Below are 23,446 nucleotides of genomic sequence, written 5' to 3'. Positions count from 1 at the left end.
AGTCCCCGGCCGCGGGGCCTAGAAGACGCTCACGCCGTACGCGTTCAGCGCCTCCGTGACCGGCTGGAAGAACGTCGTACCGCCGCTGCGGCAGTTCCCGCTGCCGCCCGAGGTCAGGCCGAGCGCCGTGCTGCCGGCGAACAGCGCGCCGCCGCTGTCGCCGGGCTCGGCGCAGACGTTCGTCTGGATGAGGCCGCGGACGACGTCACCGCCGCCGTAGTTGACCGTCGCGTTGAGGCCGGTGACCCGGCCGCTGTGCAGACCGGTGGTGGAGCCGCTGCGCTGCACGGTCTGGCCGACGTAGGCGTTCCCGGCGGACGTGATGTCGCGGTAACCGCCGTTGTACAGGTACACCCGGCCGTCCGCGAGGGAGGAGCTGGACAGGCGGATGATGCCGTAGTCGTTGCCGGGGAAGCTGGACCCGGCCCGGCTGCCCAGCGGCGAGGTCTGGGACGAGTTCGTGTACCACGCGCCGGCGATGTCGGTGCAGTGACCGGCCGTCAGGGCGTAGTACGCCCCGCTGCGGCTGCGCACGTTGAAGCCGAGCGAGCAACGGCCGCCGCCGCCCGCGTAGATGGCCTGGCCGCCCGCGATGAGCTTGTTGAGCTTCCCGGGCGTGCGCTTGATCTCGACGGCGCCCGCCTTGTTCCCCGCCGCCTTCTTGAGCCTGGCGAGCTCGGCGGCCGGGACGGTCGAGTCGGCGGTCACGACGAGCCTGCCGGACTCGGCGTCGGTGTACCAGGCGGTGCCCGGCACGTCGGCGTCCAGGACGGCCTCGCTGGCCCGTGCCAGTTCGGCGGTGGTGGCGCGGGCCGTGTCGGCGGTGTCCGCCCCGGCGCTGGGGGTGGCGAGCGCGGTGGCGGTGACCAGAGCGGCGGCGACGGCGGTCAGCCGTGCGCCTCTGCCGAGGGTGAGGTTCACAGGTCCTCCGGTGGGGGGCGTGCGCCCGCTGGGTGGGCGGGCGCTACGGTCATGTGCCTGACAAGTACTCGCCAGGAATCCTCTGGTCCGGTTGCCCCCGCGGCAAGACCGGCTTTCGGTCGAGATGCGTGCGCCCGGGGATGGCGGACGCTGCCGCCGCCCTGCGCCGAGCGCGCCGGTGACTGACTGTCCGTCAGGTGTCCGGCCGGAGGTGACGGCGGAGTGCGCCGCCGGTCATGGGAGAGATCTCGTCGGGGGTGCGACGCCTTGGTGCGGTTCCGGCTGTTCAGCGTTGAACGGACCGGCGGTCCGGCTTTGTCCGCCCCTGCCGTACGGATCCGCGGCGCGGCGCGCCGTCACCGCGCCGCAGGCGTCGCTCGATGTCCCGCCGACCGTGGGTCCGCCGGAGAGGGTGCGGGGCCCAAGCGCCACTCCCTTATGCGGCAATCACTCCCGTTCGCCCCGTCGCCCCGCCTGTCCGGAACCGGCCCCCCGGGGCCCGCGGGGCGCGTGCCGCCCGCCCCGGGTGCGGCACACGGGTGAATGTGTCCGCCCGCATCTCGTCGGGCCGTGACGCTCACGGGGTCCGGCGGTTAGCAGGTGGACCCGGCCACCGGGTCTCCCGACGAGAAGGAAGACTCATGATCAAGAAGGTTGTTGCCTCCGCCGGTATCGCCGCCGCCGCGATCGGCGCCTGTGCTCCGATGGCGTTCGCCACCGGCGACCACAATGTGGACACGCAGAACGGCAACTTCTCCGAGCAGGCGCATGGCAACACCGTGACGGGTGGTTACGCGAGCCCCCAGATGAGCCTGGTCCAGGGGTCGCTGAACAAGCTCTGCGCGGGAGTCCCGGTCGCCGCCGACGTCCAGAACATCCTGCTCGTCAACGTCGGTGTCCAGGACCTGGTGAACGACACCCAGGACCAGCAGTGCGTGGAGAACTCCACCGCGGTCAAGGGAGACAGCGCGCTGTCGCACCTGGTGGAGAGCGTGGCCTCGGAGAACCTCTCCCTCTCCAGCCGCTGACGCGCGGCGGCTCCCGCTCGCCGCTCTCGTGGCGTCGCGTCACCCCGCCCGCGGGCCGGCCGGATCGTCCGGCCGGCCCGCGGGCGTGTCAGGTCAGGGTGTTGGTGAGATGCGGACCGATGTAGCCGATGAACACCCCGTGGCGTGTGCACGCCCCGTCGAAGTAGTGCAGCCGGGGCGCGATCGTGTTGCCGCCGCCGATCCGCAGATGGGCGCCCATGAACACCCGTCGGCTGGGATGGACGTACTCCGGCACGGGGAACGTGCGCTGCCGCCGCCAGCAGGGGTTCGCCCGCACCGTCTTGGACTCGCCCCGCACCACCTTCCGCGGCGAGATGGTGTGCGCGCCGTACGGCGCGTGCTCGCACCAGGTGCGGAAGTCGCAGTGCGTCCGGCCGCCGACCGCCGCGTCCGCGAAGTCCCGTAGCGCCAGCAGCGCCTCCCACGTCATGCGTCTCCAGGAGGCGCCGTACGCCTGCCCGTCCAGCTCCAGTGTGTCCTTGGGATTGCCGGTGAAGTGCACATGAGGCATCCCCGCGATGCGGTCCAGGATCTGGGCGAAGGACAGCCCGGCGTCGTCCGGTCCACCTTCGGTCGCTAAGCACGAGCGGCGACGGTCCACGGAGGTCTTCCTTCCGGGCGGAATGGCAGGCGGCGCGAAACGGGTGGAAACGGACGGCGCCGCCGCGGTCAGTCGAGAATGGACCAGCTCCGCGAGCGTCGTCAACGGAAGTCTCCCTTTGCGTCAACCGCCGTACATCAGTACGTCAAAGCGGGTCGAATGCGGTCGACTTCGTATCGTGCGCGACACGCGTTCCGCTCGTTTCGGCGCCTTCCGCTCCTTCCGTCCGTCCCGCTGCCTCGCCCCTCCCCGCCCCGTCACGGCAGCAGCTGCCGCACCAGCGCGTCGGCCGCCCAGCCCTCCCAGCGCCGCGGAGTCCACCCCCGGTCCCCGACCAGCAGGCCATATGTCTCCGGGCCCAGCAGCGCCGTCGCGACATCGGCCGCCGAGGCGGCGTCGTGTCCGTCCCGCAGCCCCGTCCCCGCCCGGCCCGCCTTGTCCGCCAGGGCCTTCGCGAAACACAGTTGGACGGTGTGCCGCTGCGCCCGGTTGGTCCGCCACAGGTCGGCCAGCTCCGGGTCGGAGGCCGCCGCTCCGCGGACGACCTCCAGGACCGGCGCCGCGCGCTCCAGGACCCGCCGGGCGCCCGCCGCCTGGAGGGCGAGCTGTGCTGCCGGGTCCGGAGCGTCCAGGACCTCGCGGGCCCAGGCGCGGTCGAGTGTCGCGACCGGGTCGGAGTCGCCCGCGACCGCGGTGTCCAGCAGTTCCTTCAGCAGGGCGCGCTTGTTGCCGAAGGTGAAGTACACCGTCTGGACGCCCACTTCGGCCGCGCGTGCGATGTGCTCCACGGTCGTTCCCGCCCAGCCTCGCTCCGTGAAGAGCCGGGCGGCGGAGTCGAGCATGCGCTTCCTGGTGCGCCGCGCCTTCTCGGCGCGTGACGGCGGGGCGGCGGTCATGGCGGGTTCCTCCCGGAGATTTTGACTGTAGTGACACTACAGTGTATTTCACTAGAGTATGACTACAGTGAACTCGGGCGGACGCGCCCTCGTCGTCGGCGGCCACGGAGCCGTGGGCGCCACCGTCACCGCCACGCTGGACGAATGGTTCCCCGGCAGGGTCCTCGCCGCCGGCCGCAGCAGGGGCGTGCGTGTCGACGTGACGGACCCGGACGCCTTCGGGCGGACTCTCGACGACCTGGGCGACGTGACCGCCGTCGTGCTCTGCGTGGAGCCTCCGGACACCCGGATCGCCCGGCTCTGTCTCACCCGCGGCATCCACCTGGTCGACATCGGCGCCACCCCGCACCTCCTCGACGGCGTCGCCGCCCTGCACGGAAGCGCGGCGGAGGCGGGCGCCACCGCAGTGCTCAGCGTCGGCGTCGCCCCGGGGCTCACCAACCTGCTGGCGGCGCGGGCGGACAAGGCCGTCGGCGGCGCTGACCGGATCGACCTCACCGTCCTGCTCGGCTCCGGCGAACGGCACGGCGAGGACGCCGTCCGCTGGACCGTCGAGGGGCTTGCCCGGCCGGCCGGCACCGCCCGCGCGGCCCGCGTGCCGATCCCCGGTCACGGGACCCGCACCGCCCGCCCCTTCCCCTTCTCCGATCAGCACACCCTGCGCGGCACGCTCGGCGTCCCGGAGGTCACCACGCGCATGTGCCTCGACTCGACGGCGCTCACCTCCGTGGTGTTCGCGATCCGCCGCCTGGCCCGGCATCCCCGGATGCGGGACCTGATGACCGGTGCGTTCCGGCGCGTCCACATCGGCGGCGAGGACTTCGCGGTACGGGCCGACGCCCGGCGAGGCGACCGGCATGCCGCGTACGCCCTGACCGGCCGCGCCCAGAGCCGGGTCACCGCCCTGGTGGCGGCCCACACCACGCGCGCGGTGCTCACCGGCGCGCTGCCGCCGGGCGTCCACCACATCGAGGAGCTGCCCGCCCTGGCCGGCATCCCCGAGGCGCTGGCCGCCGACGGTGTCACGGCGCACGGCCCGCTCGCGGACGAGCCCGCCGACGGGGGGCCGCGGCGGTGAACGCCTCCTGGAGCGGCGGCGACTACACCGCCGCCGGTGACGCCTGGGCGAACGCCGCCGACGACGTGGCCGCCCACGCCCTCGGCGGCCTGGCGGCCGAAGGCGCCCCGCGAGTCCTGGACGTCGGCACCGGCTCCGGCCCAGCGGCCCTCGCCGCCGCCCGGGCGGGCGCCCGGGTCACCGCCCTGGACCTGGAGTCCGGCCTGCTGCGGACCGCCCGAGCGCGGGCCCGTCGAGCGGGTCTCGACCACCGCACCCGGTTCGTCGTGGGCGACGCCCGGGCGCTGCCGTTCCCCGACGGGTCCTTCGACCTCGCCCTGTCCACCTTCGGCGTCATGTTCGCCCCCGACCCGCCCCGCACCGCCGCCGAACTCGCCCGGGTGTGCCGCCCCGGCGGCCTCCTCGCCGTCGCCTCCTGGACACCTGACGGAGTCCTGGGCCGGGTCGCCCCCGTCGTCACCCGCCATCTCGACCGGCCGCCCGCCGCCCCGCCGCCCACCCGGTGGGGCGAACCGGACCGGCTGCGCGCCTGGTTCGCGCCGCTTCCGGTCTCCCTCCACTCGCGTGTGGTGCACGTCCGCGTCACCTACCCGTCCGTCGCCCACGCCGTCGCCGTCTTCGAGGACAAGCCCGGCCCGTTGCGGGTCCACCGCGCGGCGCTGGAGGCCGCCGGCCGCTGGCAGGCCGCCCGCGCCGACCTGGCGGCCCTGTTCACCGCGCACAACACGGCAGCCGACGGCACGCTCGCCATGGACGTCCCGTACCTGCTCGGCACGGGGCGCGTCCACGGCTGACCCCGGCGCGGTGGGGGCGCCGACCTGTCATCGGCGCCCATGGGGACGTACATCGACGGCTTGATCGAGACGCGTACGGCGGGCCGGGCCCGGAAGATGGAGGCCGATCTGCACGACTTCGGTCTGGGGAAGGCATGGGACGCCCGTGAGTGCCTGTTCGGCTACGGCGGGGTCCTCGCGCTGGAGCGCCCGCTGTTCGACCAGCGAGCGTGGCCGGAGGACGCCTGCGACGAGGTGCCGAAGGAGCTGGGCGAGCTGAACCACAGCCACTCGTACGCGCCCTGGGCCGAGATCGCGGCCGTCGACTGGGACGCGCCGCTCTGCGACGGTCCCGACGCGAATCATCTGGGCGAGTGGCGGCCGGGGCCGGGCGGTGAACTGGTCCTGGACGATGTGGTCTGGGCGCCGGCCGAGGTGCTGGGGGAGGCCGAGAGGCTCTTCGGCGGGGATCTGTTCCCGCGCGAACGGCCGGGCGGAGAGGTCCACCTGAACGGGGCGGTGTACCGTCCAGTGGTCGTCACACCCCGGATGTTCGTGCCACCCGACGGGCGTCGGGCTCCCGTGGGGGCGTCGATGCGCGCGCTTGCGGCCGAGTGCTGACGAGAACGTCCGCCTGGTGGTCTGGTTCGGCTGAACCCCGGCCGCGGTGCTCGCGCTTCGCTCCGGTTCCCGCGGGAGAAGGGCGGCCGTGGCGTCTGCGACCGGGAACGCGGTTCTCGCCGACACCCGTGTTTGCTCACGCGGAGCGACGGTCCGTGTGCAAGCGGAAGCGTCCGGACGGCGGCTCCACGCCGGCCCCGGCCACGGCCGCCGCCGGTCCCGGTGGACCTGATCCGGCCGTTCCCGGTGGCGCCGGGTCTGTGTCCGCCGAACTCCCCGCACCGCTCCCTTCGCTGGTGCCCACGGGCAGCAGCGCCGTCCGCAGCGCCGTTCCCGGCGGGCCGCCCCCTGTCGGCCCGGCCCCGCCGTGCACGGTGAACCGCGCACCGGCCGCGCCGGACCGCCCACCGCCGCGCAGGAGCCGTCGCGCGCCGCCGCCCGTTCGTGCCGGGCTGCTGCCTCATCGCTGCCCGGGATGCCGTTCTCGCAGGTCAGGTCATCGGTGCCGGGGGCGAGGCGGTCGTGCGCAGTGCCTCCGTCGACCGCGAAGGACCCGTCCTCTCCGACGCCCGGCGGCTCGGCCTGACCCGCATCCCGGACCGGCGTCCCTCTCTCGGCCGAGTTCCCCTGGCCGCCCGGGGCACCCGCCTCTGGCGCGGTCCCAACTCGGCGTGTCGTCAGTGGAGATATGGCGCACGACGCCCAACGCGTGGCGCACTGTGCCGAATCGGCCTCCACGCCCCCCGCGTCGTCGACGGGCTGAAGACGTTTCTCCCGCGTCTCACCGACTGAAAGCGGAACCTTGCGCAAACATCGGGCCATCCCATGACCCAGTGTCAAAGTCCCTCACCCGGAAGGGCTATGCTCAACGCCCGTCGTACACATGATCTTTCTTCGTCGATGGGTTTGAGGGTGCTGATGGTCCGTGAGGAATCGTCGCCCGGAAGTGGAAGCCCGCGGTCCGCGGCATCTTTCGTGTGGCTGCTGCCCGCCGCTGTGATCGCTGCCGCTTCCGGAGTGCTGGTGGCCGTGGTGCCCGTCTCCGCACGCGGCCTCGTCGGGGCCCTCGGGGCCGTCTGTGCGCTCACCCTGGTGGCGCTGGGCACCGAGATCGCCCGCAGAGGGCGCATGCTGGCTGAACTGCGGCGGACCTGCGCCTCGCGGGACACCGCCCTGGCGCGCCGGAACGCCGAGACCGCGCACCTGGCCGGGACCCTGCTGCCGGACGCCGTCGAACAGCTGCGGAGGGGGGCGTTCCCGGAGGACGTCCTCGCCCCCCTGAAGGCCCCCGAGGAACACCAGGCCGTGGTCCGGGTGGTCGTCGACGCCGTCACCGCCGAGGAGGACCTGCGCGAGTCCGCGCAGCGCGCCTTCGTGAACATCGCCCGACGGGTTCAGGCCATCGTCCACCAGCAGGCCACCGAGCTGCGGGCCATGGAGGACCGGCACGGCAACCGGCCCGACGTGTTCGGCGACCTGCTGCGCATCGACCACGGCACCGCACTGATCGGCCGCCTCGCGGACTCCATCGCCGTGCTCGGCGGCGCCCGCCCCGGCCGTCAGTGGAGCAGGGCCGTTCCCCTGTACAGCGTGCTGCGCGGCGCCATGTCGCGCATCATCGACTACCAGCGCGTCGAACTGCACTCGGTCACCGAGGTCGCCGTCACCGGTCCCGCCGTCGAGCCGCTCATCCACACCCTGGCGGAACTGCTCGACAACGCCACCCGCTACTCGCCGCCGCAGACGAGGGTCCACCTCACCGCTGTGGACGTGCAGTCGGGCATCGCGGTCGAGATCGAGGACGGCGGCGTCTCCATGAGCGAGGAGGCCCGCAGGCGCGCCGAGCGCATGCTGCGCCAGGCCCAGCAGGGCATCGACGTCAACGATCTGGGGGAGACCCCGCGGCTCGGCCTCGCCGTCGTCGGGCGGCTGGCACAGGCGTACGGCTTCCAGGTCAGCCTGCGCTCCTCCGCGTACGGCGGCGTGCGCGCCGTCGTCATCGTGCCCCAGGAACTGATCACCACCGTCGCCGGGGCCTCCGGCCTCGCCCACGGCATCGGCGCCACATCGGTGCCCCGCACCACTGTCCCGGCCGCCCCGCCCGTACCCGGCCCGGACACCGTGCAGCGTCCGGCCACCGGCCCGGTGTCCCCGGAGCCCGAGGTGCCGGCCATCGTCGAGCGGACCGCCAACGGGTTGCCGCAGCGCCGCCGCAGGCAGCAGCTCGCCACCCCGCCGCAGGCCGCGGGAGCCGCCCCGGCCGCCGGGCCGTCGCCGTACACGGGAACCGCGCCGGCCGACGGGGGCGCACCGGCCGCATCCACCGGCGAGGCGTCACCGACGCACGCCGCCACGGCCCCCGACCAGGGGCAGCAACCGCAGGTGCAGCCCGGAATGTGGCTGGCCGCCTTCCAGAGCGGCCTGTCCGGGGAGCCCACCGACGCAAGCAGCAAGGGGAACTCGCAGCAATGATCAAGCAGCAGGCCAATATGGACTGGATGCTCAAGGACCTCGCGGAAGGGGTGCCGCAGACCCGGCACGTCGTCGTGCTCTCCGCCGACGGCCTGCGTATGGCGCAGCACGGCGCGGACCACGACACAGCCGACCGGCTCGCCGCCGCCTGCGCCGGACTGCAGTCCCTTGCCGGAGCCGTCGCCACCGAACTGCCGCACAGCGATGGGCGGATGCGGCTCGTCGTGATCGAGATGGACGGCGGCTTCTTCTACCTCATGGCAGCCGGGCAGGGCGCCTACCTCGCCGTCCTCGCGGGCGAGGGCGTCGACGCCGGGCTGATGGGACAACGGATGCGGGACCTCGTCCTGCGGATCGGGGAGCACCTGAGCAGCCCGCCCCGACAGGACGGGACGGACGCCAGGTGAGCGACGCGGGCGGCGGGGACTGGGAGGAATCCAGTCCCGAGCGGCTGTACGTGATCACGGGGGGCCGCAGTGGCGGATCCGCGCCCGTCGATCTCGACCTCGTCACCCTGATCGTGGCGAAGGCCGGTGCGAAACCCGGGATGCAGCCCGAGCACGCGTCGATCGTACGGCTCTGCCAGTCACCGCTGTCCGTGGCCGAGATCTCCGCGTATCTCAGTCTCCCGGTCAGTGTCGTCACGGTCCTGCTCGGCGATCTCCTCGCCGAGAACCGGATCATGGCGCGGCCCCCCGTCCCTCCCGCCCGACTCCCCGACCCCGCGTTGATTGAGGCAGTGATCCATGGACTTCAGAAGCTCTGAGCAGCCCGACGGGCCGCAGGGCGCCGACGCCGTCGCGGTACGGGGGCCGCGCAGCGAGGACGTCCTGCCCGAGACGGCGACCACCGCGGTGAAGGTGGTGATCGTGGGCGGGTTCGGCGTCGGCAAGACCACCTTCGTCGGCTCCGTGAGTGAGATCCGCCCGCTCACCACCGAGGAGACCATGACCCAGGCCGGGGTCGGGGTCGACGACATCTCGGGCGTCGACGGCAAGACGTCGACGACGGTCGCCATGGACTTCGGCCGGATCAGCATCAACGAGGAGCTGGTGCTCTATCTGTTCGGCACCCCCGGACAGGAGCGCTTCTGGTTCCTCTGGCGCGGCCTGTTCGAGGGTGCCCTGGGCGCCGTCGTCCTGGTCGACACCCGCCGCCTGGAGGTCAGCTTCGATGTGCTCGGCCGCCTGGAGGAGCGCGGTGTGCCCTTCGTGGTCGCCGTCAACAGCTTCCCGGACGCGCCGGGCCACGGCGTCGAGGAGCTGCGGGCCGCGCTCGACCTGCCGCCGACGGTGCCGATCGTGCCGTGCGACGCCCGCGACCGGGCGTCCAGCCGGGACATCCTGATGACGCTGATGCGTTACCTCCAGACCCTCGCCACGACCCAGGAGGCGTCATGACCCCCGCCGAGTCCGCTGCCCCCGCCGCCGGCCTCGCCCCGCCTCCCGGCTGCCCCGCCCACGGCATGGGCGGCGCCGTGCTGCGCCGGCTGTACGGCCCCGAGGCGGAGGCCGATCCGAGGGCGCTGTACGAGGTGCTGCGCGCCGAGCACGGCCCGGTCGCCCCGGTCCTGCTGCACGGCGACCTCCCCGCCTGGCTGGTGCTGGGCCACCGGGAGAACCTGGAGGTGATGCGCTCGCCGTCGCGGTTCTCCAACGACTCCCGGCTGTGGCGGATGTTCCGCGAGCACCGGGTGCCCGGGAACTCCCCGCTGCGGCCGATGGTCGAGTGGCAGCCGCTGTGCGTGTTCGCCGACGGCGCCGAGCACGAGCGGCTCCGGTCCGCTGTGCGGGACGGCCTGGACGCTTTCGACCGCCGCGGTATCCGGCGCTATGTCATCCGCTACACCAACCAGCTCGTCGACGCGTTCGAGGCGGGCGGCCGGGCGGATCTGATCCGGGACTTCGCGGAGCAGCTGCCGATGCTGGTGATGACCCAGCTGTTCGGTATGCCGGAGAGCTACGGTCCGAGGCTGGTCGACGCGGCGCTGGACATGATGAAGGGCAGTGAGACGGCCCTCGCCAGCAACGACGTCGTGGTGGAGACGCTCCGTACGCTGGTCGCCCGCAAGCGGGAGAGGCCCGGACACGACTTCGCGAGCCGTCTGATGGCCCACGGGGCGGGGCTGGACGACGAGGAGGTGATGGAGCACCTGCGCCTGGTGCTGGTCGCCGCCAACGAGACGACCGTCAACCTCATCGCCAACACCCTGCGCCTGGTGCTCACCGACCGCCGGTTCCGTGCCAACCTGGCGGGCGGCCACATGACGCTGCCGGACGCGCTGGAGCAGGTGCTGTGGGACGAGCCCCCGCTGTCGGCCATCACCGGCCGCTGGGCGACGGGTGACACGGACCTGGGCGGGCGCCGGATCAGGGAGGGCGACATGCTGCTCCTGGGGCTCGCCGCGGGCAACGTCGACCCGGAGATCCGTCCGGACCTCAGCCGCCCGCTGCTCGGCAACCGGGCCCACCTGGCCTTCAGCAGCGGACCGCACGAGTGCCCGGGCCAGGACATCGGCCGCGCCATCGCGGACACCGGTATCGACACGCTGATGGCACGGCTGCCGGATCTGCGGCTCGCTGTGGCCGACGAGGAACTGCGCTGGTCGGCGGCGTGGCTGTCGAAGCGTCTGGACGAGCTGCCGGTGCTGTTCACCCCGCCCGCCGCGGTTCCCCGGCCCGTCGTGACGCCCGTGCCCGAGGACTTCGCGTCCACGTCCCCGGACCCGTGGCCCGAGCCTTCGCCGGTGGCGTCACCGGACGGCGCCGGGATGCCGGGGGACGGGGCGGTGCGCCGGTCGTGGTGGAGCGCGCTGTTCGGGTCCGGCCGCTGAGGAAAGACGTTCCGGTGGAAGGGAGTTACGCTCCCAGTCGACCGAAGTCCTTTCTCAAATGTACCGGTTGGCCTGTTGGAACCGGGTGAACAGGTGGCTACTATGCGCCATGTTGATCATTTCTGTGGCGCAAGTGGCTTGAGTTGACTCATGCTTGACAGATTTTGCGCCAGGCGAGCCGTCGCGGCAGCGACGAGAAGGAGGCCGTCGTGGGGTCCGGTCTGAAGGTGCCACCGATCTACTCACCCATAGCGCCCGCGATCCACCCGTGCCACGCGGAGGCCGACGTCCAGACGGCGGCCTGGGCGGAGGCGTTCCGCATAGGCTCCGAGGAGCTCCGGGCCCGGCTGGTCGCCCAGGAGATGGGGACGTTCGCCGCACGCATCCTGCCGGAGGGCCGCGAGGAGGTCGTGGGGCTCCTCGCGGACTTCGTCCTCTGGCTGTTCGGCGTCGACGACGGTCACTGCGAGGAGGGCGAACTGGGCCGCAGGCCCGGGGAGCTGGCGGCGGAACTGCACCGGCTGCTGAGGGTGGCGCACAACCCCGAGGCGCCCGTCAAGCTCGACGACCCGCTGGCGGCCGGTCTGCGCGACCTGCGCCTGCGGGTCGACCGGTACGGCACGCCGGGGCAGGCGCAGCGCTGGGTGGACACCCTGCGCGAGTACTTCTTCGCGGTGGTGTGGGAGTCCTCGTACCGCCGCTCGGGGACCGTGCCGGACCTCGACGACTACACGCTGATGAGGCTGTACGACGGCGCCACCACGGTCGTCCTGCCGCTGCTGGAGATCGGCCACGGGTACGAGCTCCAGCTCCACGAGCGGGACAACAAGGCCGTGCGCGCGGTCACCGAGATCATGTCCTTCATCATCACCTGGGACAACGACATCTTCTCCTATCACAAGGAGAAGAAGGAGAAGACGTCCACCGGCTACTACCTCAACGCCCTGCGGGTGATGGAGGAACGGGAAGGCCTGACCCCCGAGCAGGCGCTGACGACCGCCATCTCCCAGCGCGACCGGGCCATGAGCCTCTACGTGCGGCTGACCGAGCGGCTCGCGCGGGACGGGAGCCCGCAGCTTCGCCAGTACCTGCGCAGCATCGGCCACTTCATCCGGGGCGCCGAGGACTGGGGCATCTCGTCTGTCAGGTACACGACTCCGGATGATCCGGCGGACATGCCCTCGTACTTCCGCGACACCCCCATGGACGACAGCGGCGAACCGCTGGACATCCCCGTCATCCGCTGGTGGTGGGACCTGCTGCCGGAGACCGTCGGCGCCGGTCGTACGGCGGCGCGCCGGACCATGCACAGCTAGAGCAAAGGATTCTTCGTGTCAGTGGCGACCATCGGTCCGGAATCGGTGCCCCGGGCCCCCGGGGCCGTGCCGCTCCTCGGGCACGCCTGGAAACTGTGGCGTGATCCGCTCGGCTTCCTCAAGGCGCTGCGGGAAAGCGGCGACATCGTCCGGATCAGCCTCGGCACCATGCCGGTGTACGTCGTGACGTCCTCCGAACTGGTCCATGAGGTGACGGTGCGTCAGGCCCGCAGCTTCGAGAAGGGGCGGCTCTTCGACCGGCTGCGTCCCCTCGCCGGCAACGGCCTCGCGACCGCCGGCGGCGAGGAGCACCGCAGGCACCGCAGGCTGATCCAGCCCCTGTTCCACCCGCAGCGCATCCAGCTGTACGCCTCCGTGATGAGCGACAACGCACAGGCGCTGGCCGACTCCTGGACCCCCGGCCAGGAGGTCGAGATGGAGCAGGCCATGGCCGGATACGCCGTCGAGACCCTCGCCAAGAGCCTGTTCTCCACCGACATCGGGCTGCCCGCCGTGGAAGCGGTGCGCGAGAACCTGCCGGTCGTCCTGAAGAACATGCTGATCCGGGCCGCGTCCCCGAAGTTCCTCGACCGGCTCCCCGTCCGGGCCAACCGGGACTTCGACGCGGCGGCGGCCCGGCTGCGCCGGGTCATCGACGAGGTGGTCGCCACCACCCGGCGGTCCGGGGCCACCGGGCACAACGACCTGTTGTCGGTGCTGCTCGCCGCCCGCGACGCGGAGACCGGCGAGGCCCTCACCGACACGGAGGTGCGGGACGAGCTGAGCACCATCCTCTTCGCGGGCGCCGAGACCACGGCGTCGACCCTCGCCTGGACCTTCCACGAACTGGCACGCCACCCGGAGGTGGAACGGCAGCTGGTGGACGAGATCCACGAGGTCGTCGGGGACCGGCCGGTGGCCGTCGAGGACGTGCCCCGGCTGGTCGCGGTGCGGCGGGTGCTCGACGAGGTGATCCGGCTGCACGGCGTCACGATGCTGATGCGCCGGGCCACCGCCCCGGTCGAGCTGGGCGGCCACCGCTTCCCGGAGGGCACCGAGGTGGCGTTCAGTCTGTACGCGATGCACAGGGACCCGGCTCTCTACCCGGACCCGGACCGTTTCGACCCGGACCGGTGGCTGCCGGAGCGCCGGGAGGCGATCGCGCGCCAGTCGTACATCCCGTTCGGCGCCGGCAACCGCAAGTGCATCGGGGACGCGTTCGTGTGGACGGAGGCGACCATCGCCCTGGCGACCATCCTGGCCAAGTGGCGCCTGCGGCCCGTGCCCGGTCACACGCCCAGGGAGGTGGCCTCCGCGGTGGCCCATCCCGACCGGGTGCCCATGATCGTGGAACCCCGCACCCGCTGACCCCGCCACGGCGGACGCATCCGACGGCCCGGCCGCGCCCCACGAGGGTGCCGCCGGGCCGTCGGTGGTCCCGCGCTGCCGGGCCCGATGCGCCGGCCGCCGGGGCGGGGCGGCTCGTTCGCGCTCTTGTGCCGGGACTCGCACGGCTCCGAAGATACCCCCGGGGGTACCCGTGATAGGGTTCCCCATATACCCCCGGGGGTACACTTGCGTCCCCGGGCACGACCGGAAGGAGTGCTCTCGTGTTCTTCGTCGACACCATCGAGACGCGAGGACTCGGCAATCGCGGCTACCTCGCCGGAGGCGGCCGCCGGGCCGTCGCAGTCGACCCGCCCCGCGACATCGACCGCGTCCTGGCCGCAGCCGCGGCGCGCGGCGTGCGGATCGCTCTCGTCGTGGAGACCCACGTCCACAACGACTACGTCACCGGCGGTCCCGAACTCGCCCGCGTCACCGGCGCCGACTACCTCGTCCCCGCCGACGCGCACGTCTCCTTCCCGCACACCCCCGTCCGCGACGGCGACCGCCACCCCGTCGACGGGCATCTGGAGCTGCGTGCCCTCGCCACCCCCGGCCACACCCCGCACCACACCGCCTACGTCCTGGAGGACGGAGGCACCCCGGCTGCCGCGTTCACCGGCGGTTCGCTCCTCATCGGCACCGTCGGCCGCCCCGACCTCGTCGAACCCCGGCTCACCGAGCAGCTCGCCCACGCCCAGTACGCCTCCGCGCACCGGCTCGCCGACGAACTCCCGGACGACACGGCCGTCCTGCCCACCCACGGCTTCGGCAGCTTCTGCTCCGTCACCAACGTCGACGGCGCAGGGACCTCCACCATCGGCGGCGAGAAGGCCGCCAACGAGGCCTTCGCCAAGGACGCCGACACCTTCGTCGCGGACCTTCTCGCCTCCCTCGACGACATCCCGGCCTACTACGCCCACATGGGCCCCGCCAACGCCGCCGGTCCCGCACCCGTCGACCTCACCCCGCCCGCCCGGGCCGACGCCGACGAGATCGCCGCCCGGCTCGCGGCGGGGGAGTGGGTGGTCGACCTGCGCAGCCGTGTCGCCTTCGCACAGGGGCACGTCGCCGGGGCGTACAACTTCGAGGCGGGCGGCCAGCTCGCCACGTACCTGGCCTGGCTCGTCCCCTGGGGCAGACCGGTCACCCTCCTCGCCGAGTCCGCCGAGCAGCTCGCCGCCGCCCAGCGCGAACTGGCCCGCGTCGGCATCGACCGCCCCGCCGCCGCGGCCACCGGAGAGCCCGCCGCCTGGCTTCGCGACGGCGAGCGGCCCCGGTCCTTCCGCCGCGCCACCTTCGAGGACCTCGCCGCCGCCCGGGACGCCGACCCCGGGGTTGTCGTCCTGGACGTCCGGCGCCGCGCCGAACGCGCCGCCGCGCACCTCGAGGGCTCCGTCCACATCCCGCTGCACGAGCTGCGCCGCCGTACCCGTGAGGTGCCCGACGGTGTCGTGTGGGTGCACTGCGCCGGGGGCATGCGCGCCGCCATCGCCGCGTCCCTGCTCGACGCGGAGGGGCGGGAGGTCGTCGCCGTCGACGACACCTTCGACCCGGCGACCGTGCGAGGGGCCGTGCCCGGCCGGGTCAGCGCCGAACAGGCCCACCGCCGGACCGCGCACGCCGGCGCCGCGGCCGTACTCCTCGACGTGCGGGAGGCGGGGGAGTGGCAGGCCGGGCACGCGCCCGGGTCCGTGCACGTCCCGCTGTCCGCGCTCGTCGACCACGCCCCGCTCCCGGAGGACGCGCGGGGCCGCCCCCTCGTGGTCATCTGCCGGACCGGGCGCCGGTCCCAGGACGCGGCGCTGCTCCTCGCCCGGCGCGGGGAGCACCCGGTCGTGGACGTCGACGGCGGGCTGCACGCCTGGGTCCGCGCGGGCCTCCCCGTCGTCGACGCGCACGGCAAGCACGGCTCGATCGCGTGAGCGCACTGGTCCTCGCCCTGGCGGCCGGGGCCGTCGTCGGCCTGGCCCTCGGCGCGCTCGGCGGGGGCGGCGGCGTCCTCGCCGTGCCCGCGCTGATCTACCTGCTCGGCTTCGCGCCGTCCGACGCCGCCACCGCGAGCCTGGTCATCGTCACCGTCACCTCCGCCACCGCCCTGTACGGGCACGCGCGGGACGGGTGGGTGCGCTGGAGGGCCGGGGCGCTCTTCGCCGCCGCCGGGGCGGGACCGGCCGCGCTGGCCGGCGTCCTGGCGGACGGTGTACCGCGACGGGTGCTGACGGCCGCGTTCGCCGCCGTCGCGGTCCTGGCGGCGCTGCGGATGCTGCGCGGGGCGCCGGCCGAGGGCGCGGAGCTTCCGGTACGGCCCGTACGGGCGACGGCGGCCGGGGCGGCACTCGGTGGCGTCACCGGGTTCCTGGGCGTCGGCGGGGGCTTCCTGGCCGTGCCCGCGCTGGTGGGCGTGGTGGGGCTGCGGATGCGCGCGGCGGTCGGCACGAGCCTGCTGGTGATCACCGTCAACGCCCTGACGGCCCTCGTCGCCCGGGCCGGTACGGCGACGGCCCTGGACTGGTCGGTGGTCGCACCGTTCACGGGTGCGGCCATCCTGGCGGCGTGGGACGGCCGGCGGCTCGCCGCGCGGGTCGAGCCGTCCGCGCTGCGCCGTGTCTTCGGCGCCGTTCTGCTGGCCGTGGCGGCACTGATGGCGGCCGACACGCTGTTCGTCTTCCGCGCTTGAGCGGCACCCGGCCGGAACTCCCCCGGGATCGACGAGCGGGGGCACCACCGGACGGGCAGGAGTGGTCGGGAGCGGTCAGGCCAGCGACAGGAACAGCTTCTCCAGGCGGGTACGCGTCTGCTGGAGGTCCCCGTTCCCCTCACCGTCCGCGCCGCCGTCCGTCAGGCACTGCTGGAGGCCCGTCGCGATGATCGCGAACCCTGCGCGGTCCAGCGCCCGCGAGGCGGCGGCCAGCTGGGTCACGACCTCCTCGCAGTCGCGGCCCTCCTCGATCATCCGGATCACACCGGAGATCTGGCCCTGCGCCCTGCGCAGCCGGTTGAGCACCGACTTCAGCTCGGCCCCCGCGAGATCCAGTTCCACGGCACACTCCTCACGCCCTGCCCCGATATACCCCTAGGGGTAATCTACTCCTGCTTTCGGGGCCCCGTCGACGACCAAGGATGTCACCCTCGTGCACCACCGCCTGCTGCGCCCGGGTCGGTACCCGGCCGCCCGGGCTCACCGTGCACGGTGAGCGCACCCCCGCCGACTTCGCCGCCGGACACCTGCCGGGCGCCCCCGGCATCCCCCTCGACCGGTTGGGCCGGGCCCCGCCGGACGGCCGGCAGGCCGCCGAGCACCGTGACGTCCCGGTCCGCGCCTCCGGGCCCGCTCCGCGAACGCCTGCCGCGTACCGGCCGGCTGCGGGGGCATCGCCGCCCTCGCCTGCTGCACCGGCGGCCGGACCACCGGGGGCCGTGGCCAGCACCGGCCGCACGCTGCCGCCGCGCTCCATGGAGCGTCAGGCCCGTTTCAACGCGGCGTTCCCCGTGCTCCTCGGCCCGGTCCCCCCGGGCCTGCCGTACCCGGTCTTCCGTCCGCTCTCCGCCGCCCTAGCGGCGGGCTGGTCCTCTCCGCGCTCGCCGACACCTGCGGCATGGTCGCCGTCCTGGCCGGGCTCTCCCGCAACCGCCCCCGCCCCGTCGGCCCCGCAACCGCCCCCGCCCCGCGGTGACTCTTTCCGGCCACCCGGACCGGGGCGAATCCGGTTGAAGCACCCCCCGAACCGGACGGGTCTCGCGATGACCGCACGGGCGGCGGTCCTTCCGGTGCAGAATCGGTCCAGCGCACGGTCCGCCGCGACAGGGCCGTCCAGGGCCGCCTGGACCGGCTCCAGGGAGACCCATGACGACCACCGTCCCACAGATCACCGGCCCCGCAGGACTGCCGCTCGTCGGCTCCATGCTCGACCTGAAGCGGGACCCCCTCGGCACCTTCCTCGGCGCTCATCGCGAACACGGCGACCTCGTCCGCATCACCGCGGGCCCGCCCGGCCTGCGGACCGAGCTGTACGGGGTGTTCTCCGCCGAGGGCGCCCAGCAGGTCCTGGCCACCGACTCGGCCAACTTCCGCAAGGACAACGCCTTCTACCAGGAGGTCCGCGATTCCTTCGGAAACGGCCTGCTCACCAGCCAGGACGAGGCCTACCTGCGGCAACGGCGGCTGGTGCAGCCCCTGTTCACCCGGCGCCGGGTGGACGGCTACGCCCAGGCGATCACCGCCGAGACCGACGCCACCCTTCAGGGCTGGCCGGACGTGCCCGGCGGTGTCGTCGACGTCTCCGCCGACATGATGCGCCTCGCCCTGCGGACCGTCGCCCGCATCCTGTTCGGCACCGACGTCGAGTCGGCCGTGGGCGTCGTCGAGCGCTGCTTCCCGGTCATCGGGGAGTACGTGCTGCGCCGCGCCTTCTCGCCCGCCAGTGCCCCGCGTCACTGGCCCACCCCCGCCAACCGCCGCGCCGCCGCGGCGATGGCGGAGCTGTACGCCGAGTGCGACGGCATCATCGGCAGGCGCCGCGGCGGCGGCTCCGACGGCGCCGCCCCGGCCGGCGAGGATCTGCTCGGTCTGCTCGCGCGGACCGTCAGCGACGGGGACAGTGCCCTGGACGCGGGCGAGATCCGAGACCAGGTGCTGATCTTCCTGCTGGCGGGCCACGAGACCACCGCCACCTCGCTCGCCTTCGCCCTGCACCTGCTGGCCCGTCATCCCGACGAGCAGCGGCGCGCCCGCGACGAGGCCGCACGGGTCCTGGGCGGGCGTACCCCGGTGGCGGCCGACCTGGACGCGCTGCCGTATCTGACACGGGTCCTCAAGGAGGCCATGCGGCTGTTCCCCGCCGCCCCGGTCATCGGCCGCCGCGCGGTTGCCGCCGCGGAGGTCTCCGGCGGCGTCATCCCGGCGGGCGCCGATGTGATCGTCGCCCCCTGGGTGACACACCGTCACACCCGCTACTGGGACGACCCGCAGCGCTTCGACCCCGACCGCTTCACCCCCGAACGGGAGAAGGAGCGGCCTCGCTACGCCTGGTTCCCCTTCGGCGGCGGTCCGCGTGCCTGCATCGGCCAGCACTTCTCGATGCTGGAGTCCGTCCTGGCCCTCGCCGTGATCCTTCAACGCTACGAGCTGGAGGCCGTGGACCTCGACGTCCCCGTCTCCGCCGGGATCACCCTGCGCGCCGAGGGGCCCGTCCGCTGCCGGCTGAGGCCCGTGCCGTCCGCCTCGTGACGCCCGCCGCAGGGCCGGGAACCGCCCGGCCCCGCCGCGACGGCGCGTTCCGTCAGGCGTCGGCGGCGTCCGCCAGCCACAGGTCGGGGCCGAACACCTCGTACCGGATGGACCGTGCCGGGACGCCCGCCTTCAGCAGCTGCTCCCGCGCCGCGCGCATGAAGGGCAGCGGACCGCACAGGTACACGGCCGCGTCCGACGGGAGGGCCACGTCGTCCACATCCGTCAGGTCCATCAGCCCCGGACGCGCCCCGGGCACCCCCTCGGCGCCCTTCTCATACCAGAACTCACCCCGGGCGTCGGCCAGTTCGTCCACCAGTCGGGTGGTGTCGCCGCGCAGCGCGTGCTCGGCGGGCGACCGGTCCGCGTGCAGCACCGTGACCGGCCGGGCCGAGCCGGTGGCCGCGAGGTGCTCCAGCATCCCCACCAGCGGGGTGCAGCCGATCCCGGCGGAGACCAGCACCAGCGGCTGGTCCGTGTCGTCCAGCACCACGTCCCCGAACGGAGCGGACAGGGTCAGCGTGTCACCCTCACGTACGGTCGCGTGCAGCAGGTTCGACACCTCGCCGTCCGGCGCCCCCGCCTCGCCCGTGACCCGCTTGACGGTGATCCGGCGCAGGTCCTTGTCCGGCGCCGACGACAGGCTGTACTGCCGCAGCTGGTGCACGCCGTCCGGCATCCGCACCTTCACACTCACGTACTGCCCCGCACGCGCGGCCGGCGCGGCCTTACCGTCGGCCGGGCGCAGCAGGAACGACACCGTGTCGGCCGTCTCCTCCCGGCGCTCCGCCACGGTCCAGTCCCGCCACGGGTGCCCCGGCTTCACCTGGGCCTCCAGGTAGAGCCCGGCCTCCTGGGCGATCAGCGCACCGGCCATCAGCCAGTAGACCTCGTCCCACGCGGCGGCGACCTCCGGCGTCACCGCCTCGCCCAGCACCTCGACGATCGCGCCGAACAGGAACCTGTGCACGATCGTGTACTGGTCGTCGGTGACCCCCACGGCGACGTGCTTGTGGGCGATCCGGGACAGCAGCCGGTCCGGGCGGGCCTCCGGGTCCGCCAGCAGTGCCCCGGCGAACGCGGCGATCGACCCGGCCAGCGCCTTCCGCTGGTCGCCGCTGACCTGGTTGCCCCGGTTGAACATCCCGTCCAGCAGCTCGGGGTGCTCCTCGAACATCGCGCCGTAGAAGCGGGTGGTGATCTCGTCCAGGGCGCCGCCCACGGCGGGGAGGGTGGCCCGGATGACGGAGGCTGATTCGGCGGAAAGCATGGGACTCCTAAGAAGCCAAGGCGGGGGGTTCCTGATCGCCGCGGAAACGCAGGCATTGCTCTGTCTAGCAGCCCTACGGCTCCGGTCCCTGCTCTTCAGGGGCAAGGAGGGCCGAAGGTCCCTGGAGCGAGGACCATCGACCCGTTATCCCCCGCCCGGCCCGGGGCCCGCGGCCCGGCCGAACAGCGTTCCCAGGCGCACAGCCGGCCCGTTCGCGCCCCCGGTCGCGCTCAGCGGGTGTCCGTGGCCTCCGCGCCGCTCAGTGTCGCCCGCCCCGCCTCCAGCCGGGCCACCGGCACCCGGAACGGAGAACACGACACGTAGTCCAGGTCCACCGAGTGGAAGAAGCGCACCGACTCCGGGTCGCCCCCGTGCTCCCCGCACACCCCGACCTCAAGCTCCGGACGCACCTCGCGTCCCTCCGACACAGCCAGCTCCACCAGCCGCCCCACACCCTCCCGGTCCAGCGTCTCGAACGGCGACACGTCGAACACACCCCGCTCCAGATAGGCGGGGAAGAACTCCGCCTCCACGTCGTCCCGCGAGAAACCCCAGGTCGTCTGCGTCAGATCGTTCGTGCCGAAGGAGAAGAAGTCCGCGTCCCGTGCGATCCGTCCCGCCGTGAGCGCCGCCCTCGGCAGCTCGATCATCGTGCCCACCGGGCACTCCACCCGCACTCCCGTCTCCTCCGAGACCCGTGCCAGCACCCGCTCCACCTCCTCCCGCACCAGGTGAAGCTCCGTCACCGCCCCCACCAGCGGCACCATGATCTGCGCCCGCGGATCGCCCCCGGCCCGGACGCGCTCCACGACCGCCTCCGCCACCGCCCGTACCTGCATCGCCACCAGCCCCGGCACCACGAGACCCAGCCGCACCCCGCGCAGCCCCAGCATCGGGTTCTGCTCGCGCATCCGTTCCACCGCCGCCAGCAGCTCCCCGTCCCGGGGGTCCGGGGCCCGCCCGGACGCCTCCGCCCGCGCCACCCGCACCGCCAGCTCCGTGTGGTCCGGGAGGAACTCGTGCAGCGGCGGGTCCAGCAGACGGATCGTCACCGGCAGCCCGTCCATCGCCGCCAGGATGCCGGTGAAGTCCGCCCGCTGGAGCGGCAGCAGCTCGGCCAGCGCCGCCTCCCGCTCCTCCGCGCCCCCGGCGAGGATCATCGCCTCCACGTACCGCCGCCGTTCCCCGAGGAACATGTGCTCCGTGCGGCACAGCCCGATGCCCCGCGCCCCGAACCGCCGCGCCCGCTCGGCGTCCTCCGGCGTGTCCGCGTTGGCCCGCACCTCCAGCCGCCGCAGCGCGTCCGCCCGTTCCATGAGCCGGTGCACATCCCGTACGACCTGCTCGTCGTCCGGGCCCGGCCGCCGTCCGCCGTTCTCGAAGTACCGCATCACCACCGAGTCGACCAGCGGCACCGCACCCGGGAAGACAAGCCCCTCCGACCCGTCGACGGACAGCGTCTCGCCCTCTGCGACCGTCACGTCCCCCACCGTGAACCGCCGCCCCTGCACGTCCACGGACAGCGCGTCCGCCCCGCACACGCAGACCCTGCCCATGCCCCGGGCCACCACCGCCGCGTGACTGGTCTTGCCGCCCCGGCTGGTCAGCACCGCCTGCGCCGCCACCATGCCCGGAAGGTCGTCCGGTGTCGTCTCCGGCCGTACCAGCACCACCCGTTCGCCTGCCGCCGCCCGCCGGACCGCCTCCGCCGAGTCGAACACCGCCGCCCCCACGGCCGCGCCCGGCGAGGCCGGCACCCCGCGCGCCAGCGGCTCACCCGCGCCCGAGGTGTCGAACCGGGGGAACATCAGCCGCGCGAGGCCCTCCCCGCCCACGCGCGCCAGCGCCTCGTCCAGACTGATCAGTCCCTCGTCGACAAGCTGCCCCGCGATGCCGAACGCCGCCTGCGCGGTCCGTTTCCCGACCCGCGTCTGAAGCATCCACAGACGGCCCCGCTCGATGGTGAACTCGATGTCGCACAGGTCCCGGTAGTGCTCCTCCAGCCGCCGCAGATGGCCGCACAGCTCCTCGTACGACTCCGGGTCCAGCCTTCGCAGATCCTCCAGCGGCACCGCGTCCCGTGTCCCCGACACCACGTCCTCGCCCTGGGCGTTCGGCAGATAGTCCCCGTACACCCCGGGCCGCCCGGTCGCCGGGTCCCGGGTGAACGCGACCCCGCTGCCGGAGTCGGAGCCCAGGTTCCCGAACACCATGGTCTGGATGTTCACCGCCGTGCCGAGGTCGTCCGGGATGTGCTCACGGCGCCGGTAGAGCCGCGCCCGCTCCGCGTTCCACGACCCGAACACCGCCAGCACCGCCCGCCTCAGCTGCTCGTGCGGGTCCTGCGGGAAGTCCTCGCCGGTCCGCTCCCGGACGAGGTCCTTGAACGTCTCCACCGTCCGGATCAGGTCCACGGCGTCCAGATGCGCGTCGTCCGCCGCATGGTGCTGACGCTCGATGCGGCGCAGCACCCCCTCGAACAGCGCGCCGTCCACTCCCATCACCGTCGTGCCGAACATCTGCACGAGGCGGCGGTACGAATCCCAGGCGAAACGCTCCCGCTCCGGGACCTTCGCCAGCCCCATCACCGCGTAGTCGTTCAGCCCGATGTCGAGGATCGTCTCCATCATCCCCGGCATCGAGAACCGCGCCCCCGACCGGACCGACAGCAGCAGCGGGTCGTCGACCTGCCCGAGCCGCCGCCCCGAGGCCCGCTCCAGCCGCTCCAGGTGCTCCGCGATCTCGTCGTCCAGCTCCGGCGGCGGCGCACCCGTTTCGAGGAACACCCGGCAGGCCTCCGTCGTCACGGTGAACCCGGGCGGCACGGGCAGGCCCATCCGCGCCATCTCGGCCAGGTTGGCGCCCTTCCCGCCCAGCAGACCGGACTGTTCCCGGCCGCCTTCGGAGAAGTCGTACACATAACGGACCATGGGTGCTTCCTCGCTTCCGTGACCTGCAGGGGTTTCCTCACGTGCGCGGCCGGGGTGCTCCCCCGACCAG

General features: G+C 73.4%; 20 protein-coding genes. 14 read left to right on the top strand and 6 right to left on the bottom strand.

Annotation, left to right across the window (positions count from 1 at the left end):
- Positions 1-18: 18 nt before the first annotated feature.
- On the bottom strand, positions 19-921 hold the full coding sequence (locus I3F58_RS14870) for a S1 family peptidase (protein ID WP_240109049.1): 903 nt from the start codon (positions 919-921) through the stop codon (positions 19-21).
- Positions 922-1,562: 641 nt separating this feature from the next.
- Between I3F58_RS14870 and I3F58_RS14865 the strand changes: the two genes are divergently transcribed.
- A complete protein-coding gene (locus I3F58_RS14865; protein WP_240109047.1) occupies positions 1,563-1,949 on the top strand; it encodes a rodlin in 387 nt (128 codons plus the stop codon).
- A gap of 88 nt (positions 1,950-2,037) precedes the next feature.
- Here the strand turns inward: I3F58_RS14865 and I3F58_RS14860 are convergent, their stop codons facing one another.
- The gene (locus I3F58_RS14860) at positions 2,038-2,571 is read right to left on the bottom strand and encodes a hypothetical protein (RefSeq protein WP_240109045.1); all 534 of its coding nucleotides are present in this window, start codon (positions 2,569-2,571) and stop codon (positions 2,038-2,040) included.
- A gap of 257 nt (positions 2,572-2,828) precedes the next feature.
- Positions 2,829-3,467 carry a TetR/AcrR family transcriptional regulator gene (locus tag I3F58_RS14855; protein WP_240109043.1) on the bottom strand — a complete coding sequence of 213 codons (639 nt, stop codon included), beginning with the start codon at positions 3,465-3,467 and terminating at the stop codon, positions 2,829-2,831.
- A gap of 58 nt (positions 3,468-3,525) precedes the next feature.
- On the opposite strand from I3F58_RS14855, the gene I3F58_RS14850 reads away from it, so the two are divergent.
- The 12 genes from I3F58_RS14850 to I3F58_RS14790 all read left to right on the top strand — a co-directional run bounded on the left by I3F58_RS14850 (position 3,526) and on the right by I3F58_RS14790 (position 16,626).
- Positions 3,526-4,545 (top strand): saccharopine dehydrogenase, encoded by a 1,020-nt coding sequence (locus tag I3F58_RS14850; protein ID WP_240109041.1) that lies wholly within the window; start codon positions 3,526-3,528, stop codon positions 4,543-4,545.
- Positions 4,542-5,339 carry a class I SAM-dependent methyltransferase gene (locus tag I3F58_RS14845; protein ID WP_240109039.1) on the top strand — a complete coding sequence of 266 codons (798 nt, stop codon included), beginning with the start codon at positions 4,542-4,544 and terminating at the stop codon, positions 5,337-5,339. The genes I3F58_RS14850 and I3F58_RS14845 overlap by 4 nt, the downstream gene beginning before the upstream one ends.
- A gap of 39 nt (positions 5,340-5,378) precedes the next feature.
- Positions 5,379-5,939 (top strand): hypothetical protein, encoded by a 561-nt coding sequence (locus tag I3F58_RS14840; protein ID WP_240109038.1) that lies wholly within the window; start codon positions 5,379-5,381, stop codon positions 5,937-5,939.
- A 918-nt stretch (positions 5,940-6,857) separates the two neighbouring features.
- Positions 6,858-8,411 carry a sensor histidine kinase KdpD gene (locus I3F58_RS14835; protein WP_240109036.1) on the top strand — a complete coding sequence of 518 codons (1,554 nt, stop codon included), beginning with the start codon at positions 6,858-6,860 and terminating at the stop codon, positions 8,409-8,411.
- Positions 8,408-8,818 (top strand): roadblock/LC7 domain-containing protein, encoded by a 411-nt coding sequence (locus tag I3F58_RS14830; RefSeq protein WP_240109034.1) that lies wholly within the window; start codon positions 8,408-8,410, stop codon positions 8,816-8,818. The genes I3F58_RS14835 and I3F58_RS14830 overlap by 4 nt, the downstream gene beginning before the upstream one ends.
- Positions 8,815-9,177 carry a DUF742 domain-containing protein gene (locus I3F58_RS14825; RefSeq protein WP_240109032.1) on the top strand — a complete coding sequence of 121 codons (363 nt, stop codon included), beginning with the start codon at positions 8,815-8,817 and terminating at the stop codon, positions 9,175-9,177. Before I3F58_RS14830 ends, I3F58_RS14825 begins: the two co-directional genes overlap by 4 nt.
- Complete coding sequence (locus I3F58_RS14820; RefSeq protein ID WP_240109030.1) at positions 9,158-9,811, top strand: ATP/GTP-binding protein; 654 nt, start codon at positions 9,158-9,160, stop codon at positions 9,809-9,811. Before I3F58_RS14825 ends, I3F58_RS14820 begins: the two co-directional genes overlap by 20 nt.
- On the top strand, positions 9,808-11,244 hold the full coding sequence (locus I3F58_RS14815; protein ID WP_240109028.1) for a cytochrome P450: 1,437 nt from the start codon (positions 9,808-9,810) through the stop codon (positions 11,242-11,244). The genes I3F58_RS14820 and I3F58_RS14815 overlap by 4 nt, the downstream gene beginning before the upstream one ends.
- A 209-nt stretch (positions 11,245-11,453) precedes the next feature.
- Positions 11,454-12,560, top strand: coding sequence for a selina-4(15),7(11)-diene synthase (locus I3F58_RS14810; RefSeq protein WP_240109027.1), 1,107 nt, complete (start codon positions 11,454-11,456; stop codon positions 12,558-12,560).
- Positions 12,561-12,575: 15 nt separating this feature from the next.
- Positions 12,576-13,928, top strand: a complete 1,353-nt coding sequence (locus I3F58_RS14805; RefSeq protein ID WP_240109025.1) for a cytochrome P450 — start codon at positions 12,576-12,578, stop codon at positions 13,926-13,928.
- A gap of 242 nt (positions 13,929-14,170) precedes the next feature.
- Entirely contained in the window at positions 14,171-15,871 is a 1,701-nt protein-coding gene (locus I3F58_RS14800) for a rhodanese-like domain-containing protein (protein WP_374207974.1), read from the top strand.
- Positions 15,868-16,626, top strand: coding sequence for a sulfite exporter TauE/SafE family protein (locus tag I3F58_RS14790; protein WP_240109024.1), 759 nt, complete (start codon positions 15,868-15,870; stop codon positions 16,624-16,626). Before I3F58_RS14800 ends, I3F58_RS14790 begins: the two co-directional genes overlap by 4 nt.
- Before the next feature lie 75 nt (positions 16,627-16,701).
- Here the strand turns inward: I3F58_RS14790 and I3F58_RS14785 are convergent, their stop codons facing one another.
- The gene (locus tag I3F58_RS14785; RefSeq protein WP_240109023.1) at positions 16,702-16,989 is read right to left on the bottom strand and encodes a metal-sensitive transcriptional regulator; all 288 of its coding nucleotides are present in this window, start codon (positions 16,987-16,989) and stop codon (positions 16,702-16,704) included.
- A gap of 804 nt (positions 16,990-17,793) precedes the next feature.
- On the opposite strand from I3F58_RS14785, the gene I3F58_RS14780 reads away from it, so the two are divergent.
- A complete protein-coding gene (locus I3F58_RS14780) occupies positions 17,794-19,176 on the top strand; it encodes a cytochrome P450 (protein ID WP_240109022.1) in 1,383 nt (460 codons plus the stop codon).
- Between the two features lie 52 nt (positions 19,177-19,228).
- On the opposite strand, the gene I3F58_RS14775 is transcribed toward I3F58_RS14780, so the two are convergent.
- Both I3F58_RS14775 and ppdK read right to left on the bottom strand, forming a co-directional pair.
- Positions 19,229-20,446: a globin domain-containing protein gene (locus tag I3F58_RS14775; protein WP_240109021.1), complete on the bottom strand. Its 1,218-nt coding sequence runs from the start codon at positions 20,444-20,446 to the stop codon at positions 19,229-19,231.
- 230 nt (positions 20,447-20,676) lie between these two features.
- Entirely contained in the window at positions 20,677-23,376 is a 2,700-nt protein-coding gene (gene ppdK, locus I3F58_RS14770) for a pyruvate, phosphate dikinase (RefSeq protein ID WP_240109020.1), read from the bottom strand.
- Between the last annotated feature and the right edge of the window lie 70 nt (positions 23,377-23,446).

Source organism: Streptomyces sp. MUM 203J (genome assembly GCF_022414595.1).
Taxonomy (GTDB): Bacteria; Actinomycetota; Actinomycetes; order Streptomycetales; family Streptomycetaceae; genus Streptomyces.
The sequence above is the reverse complement of the archived record's forward strand: the minus strand, read 5'-3'. Positions and strand labels throughout refer to the sequence as shown.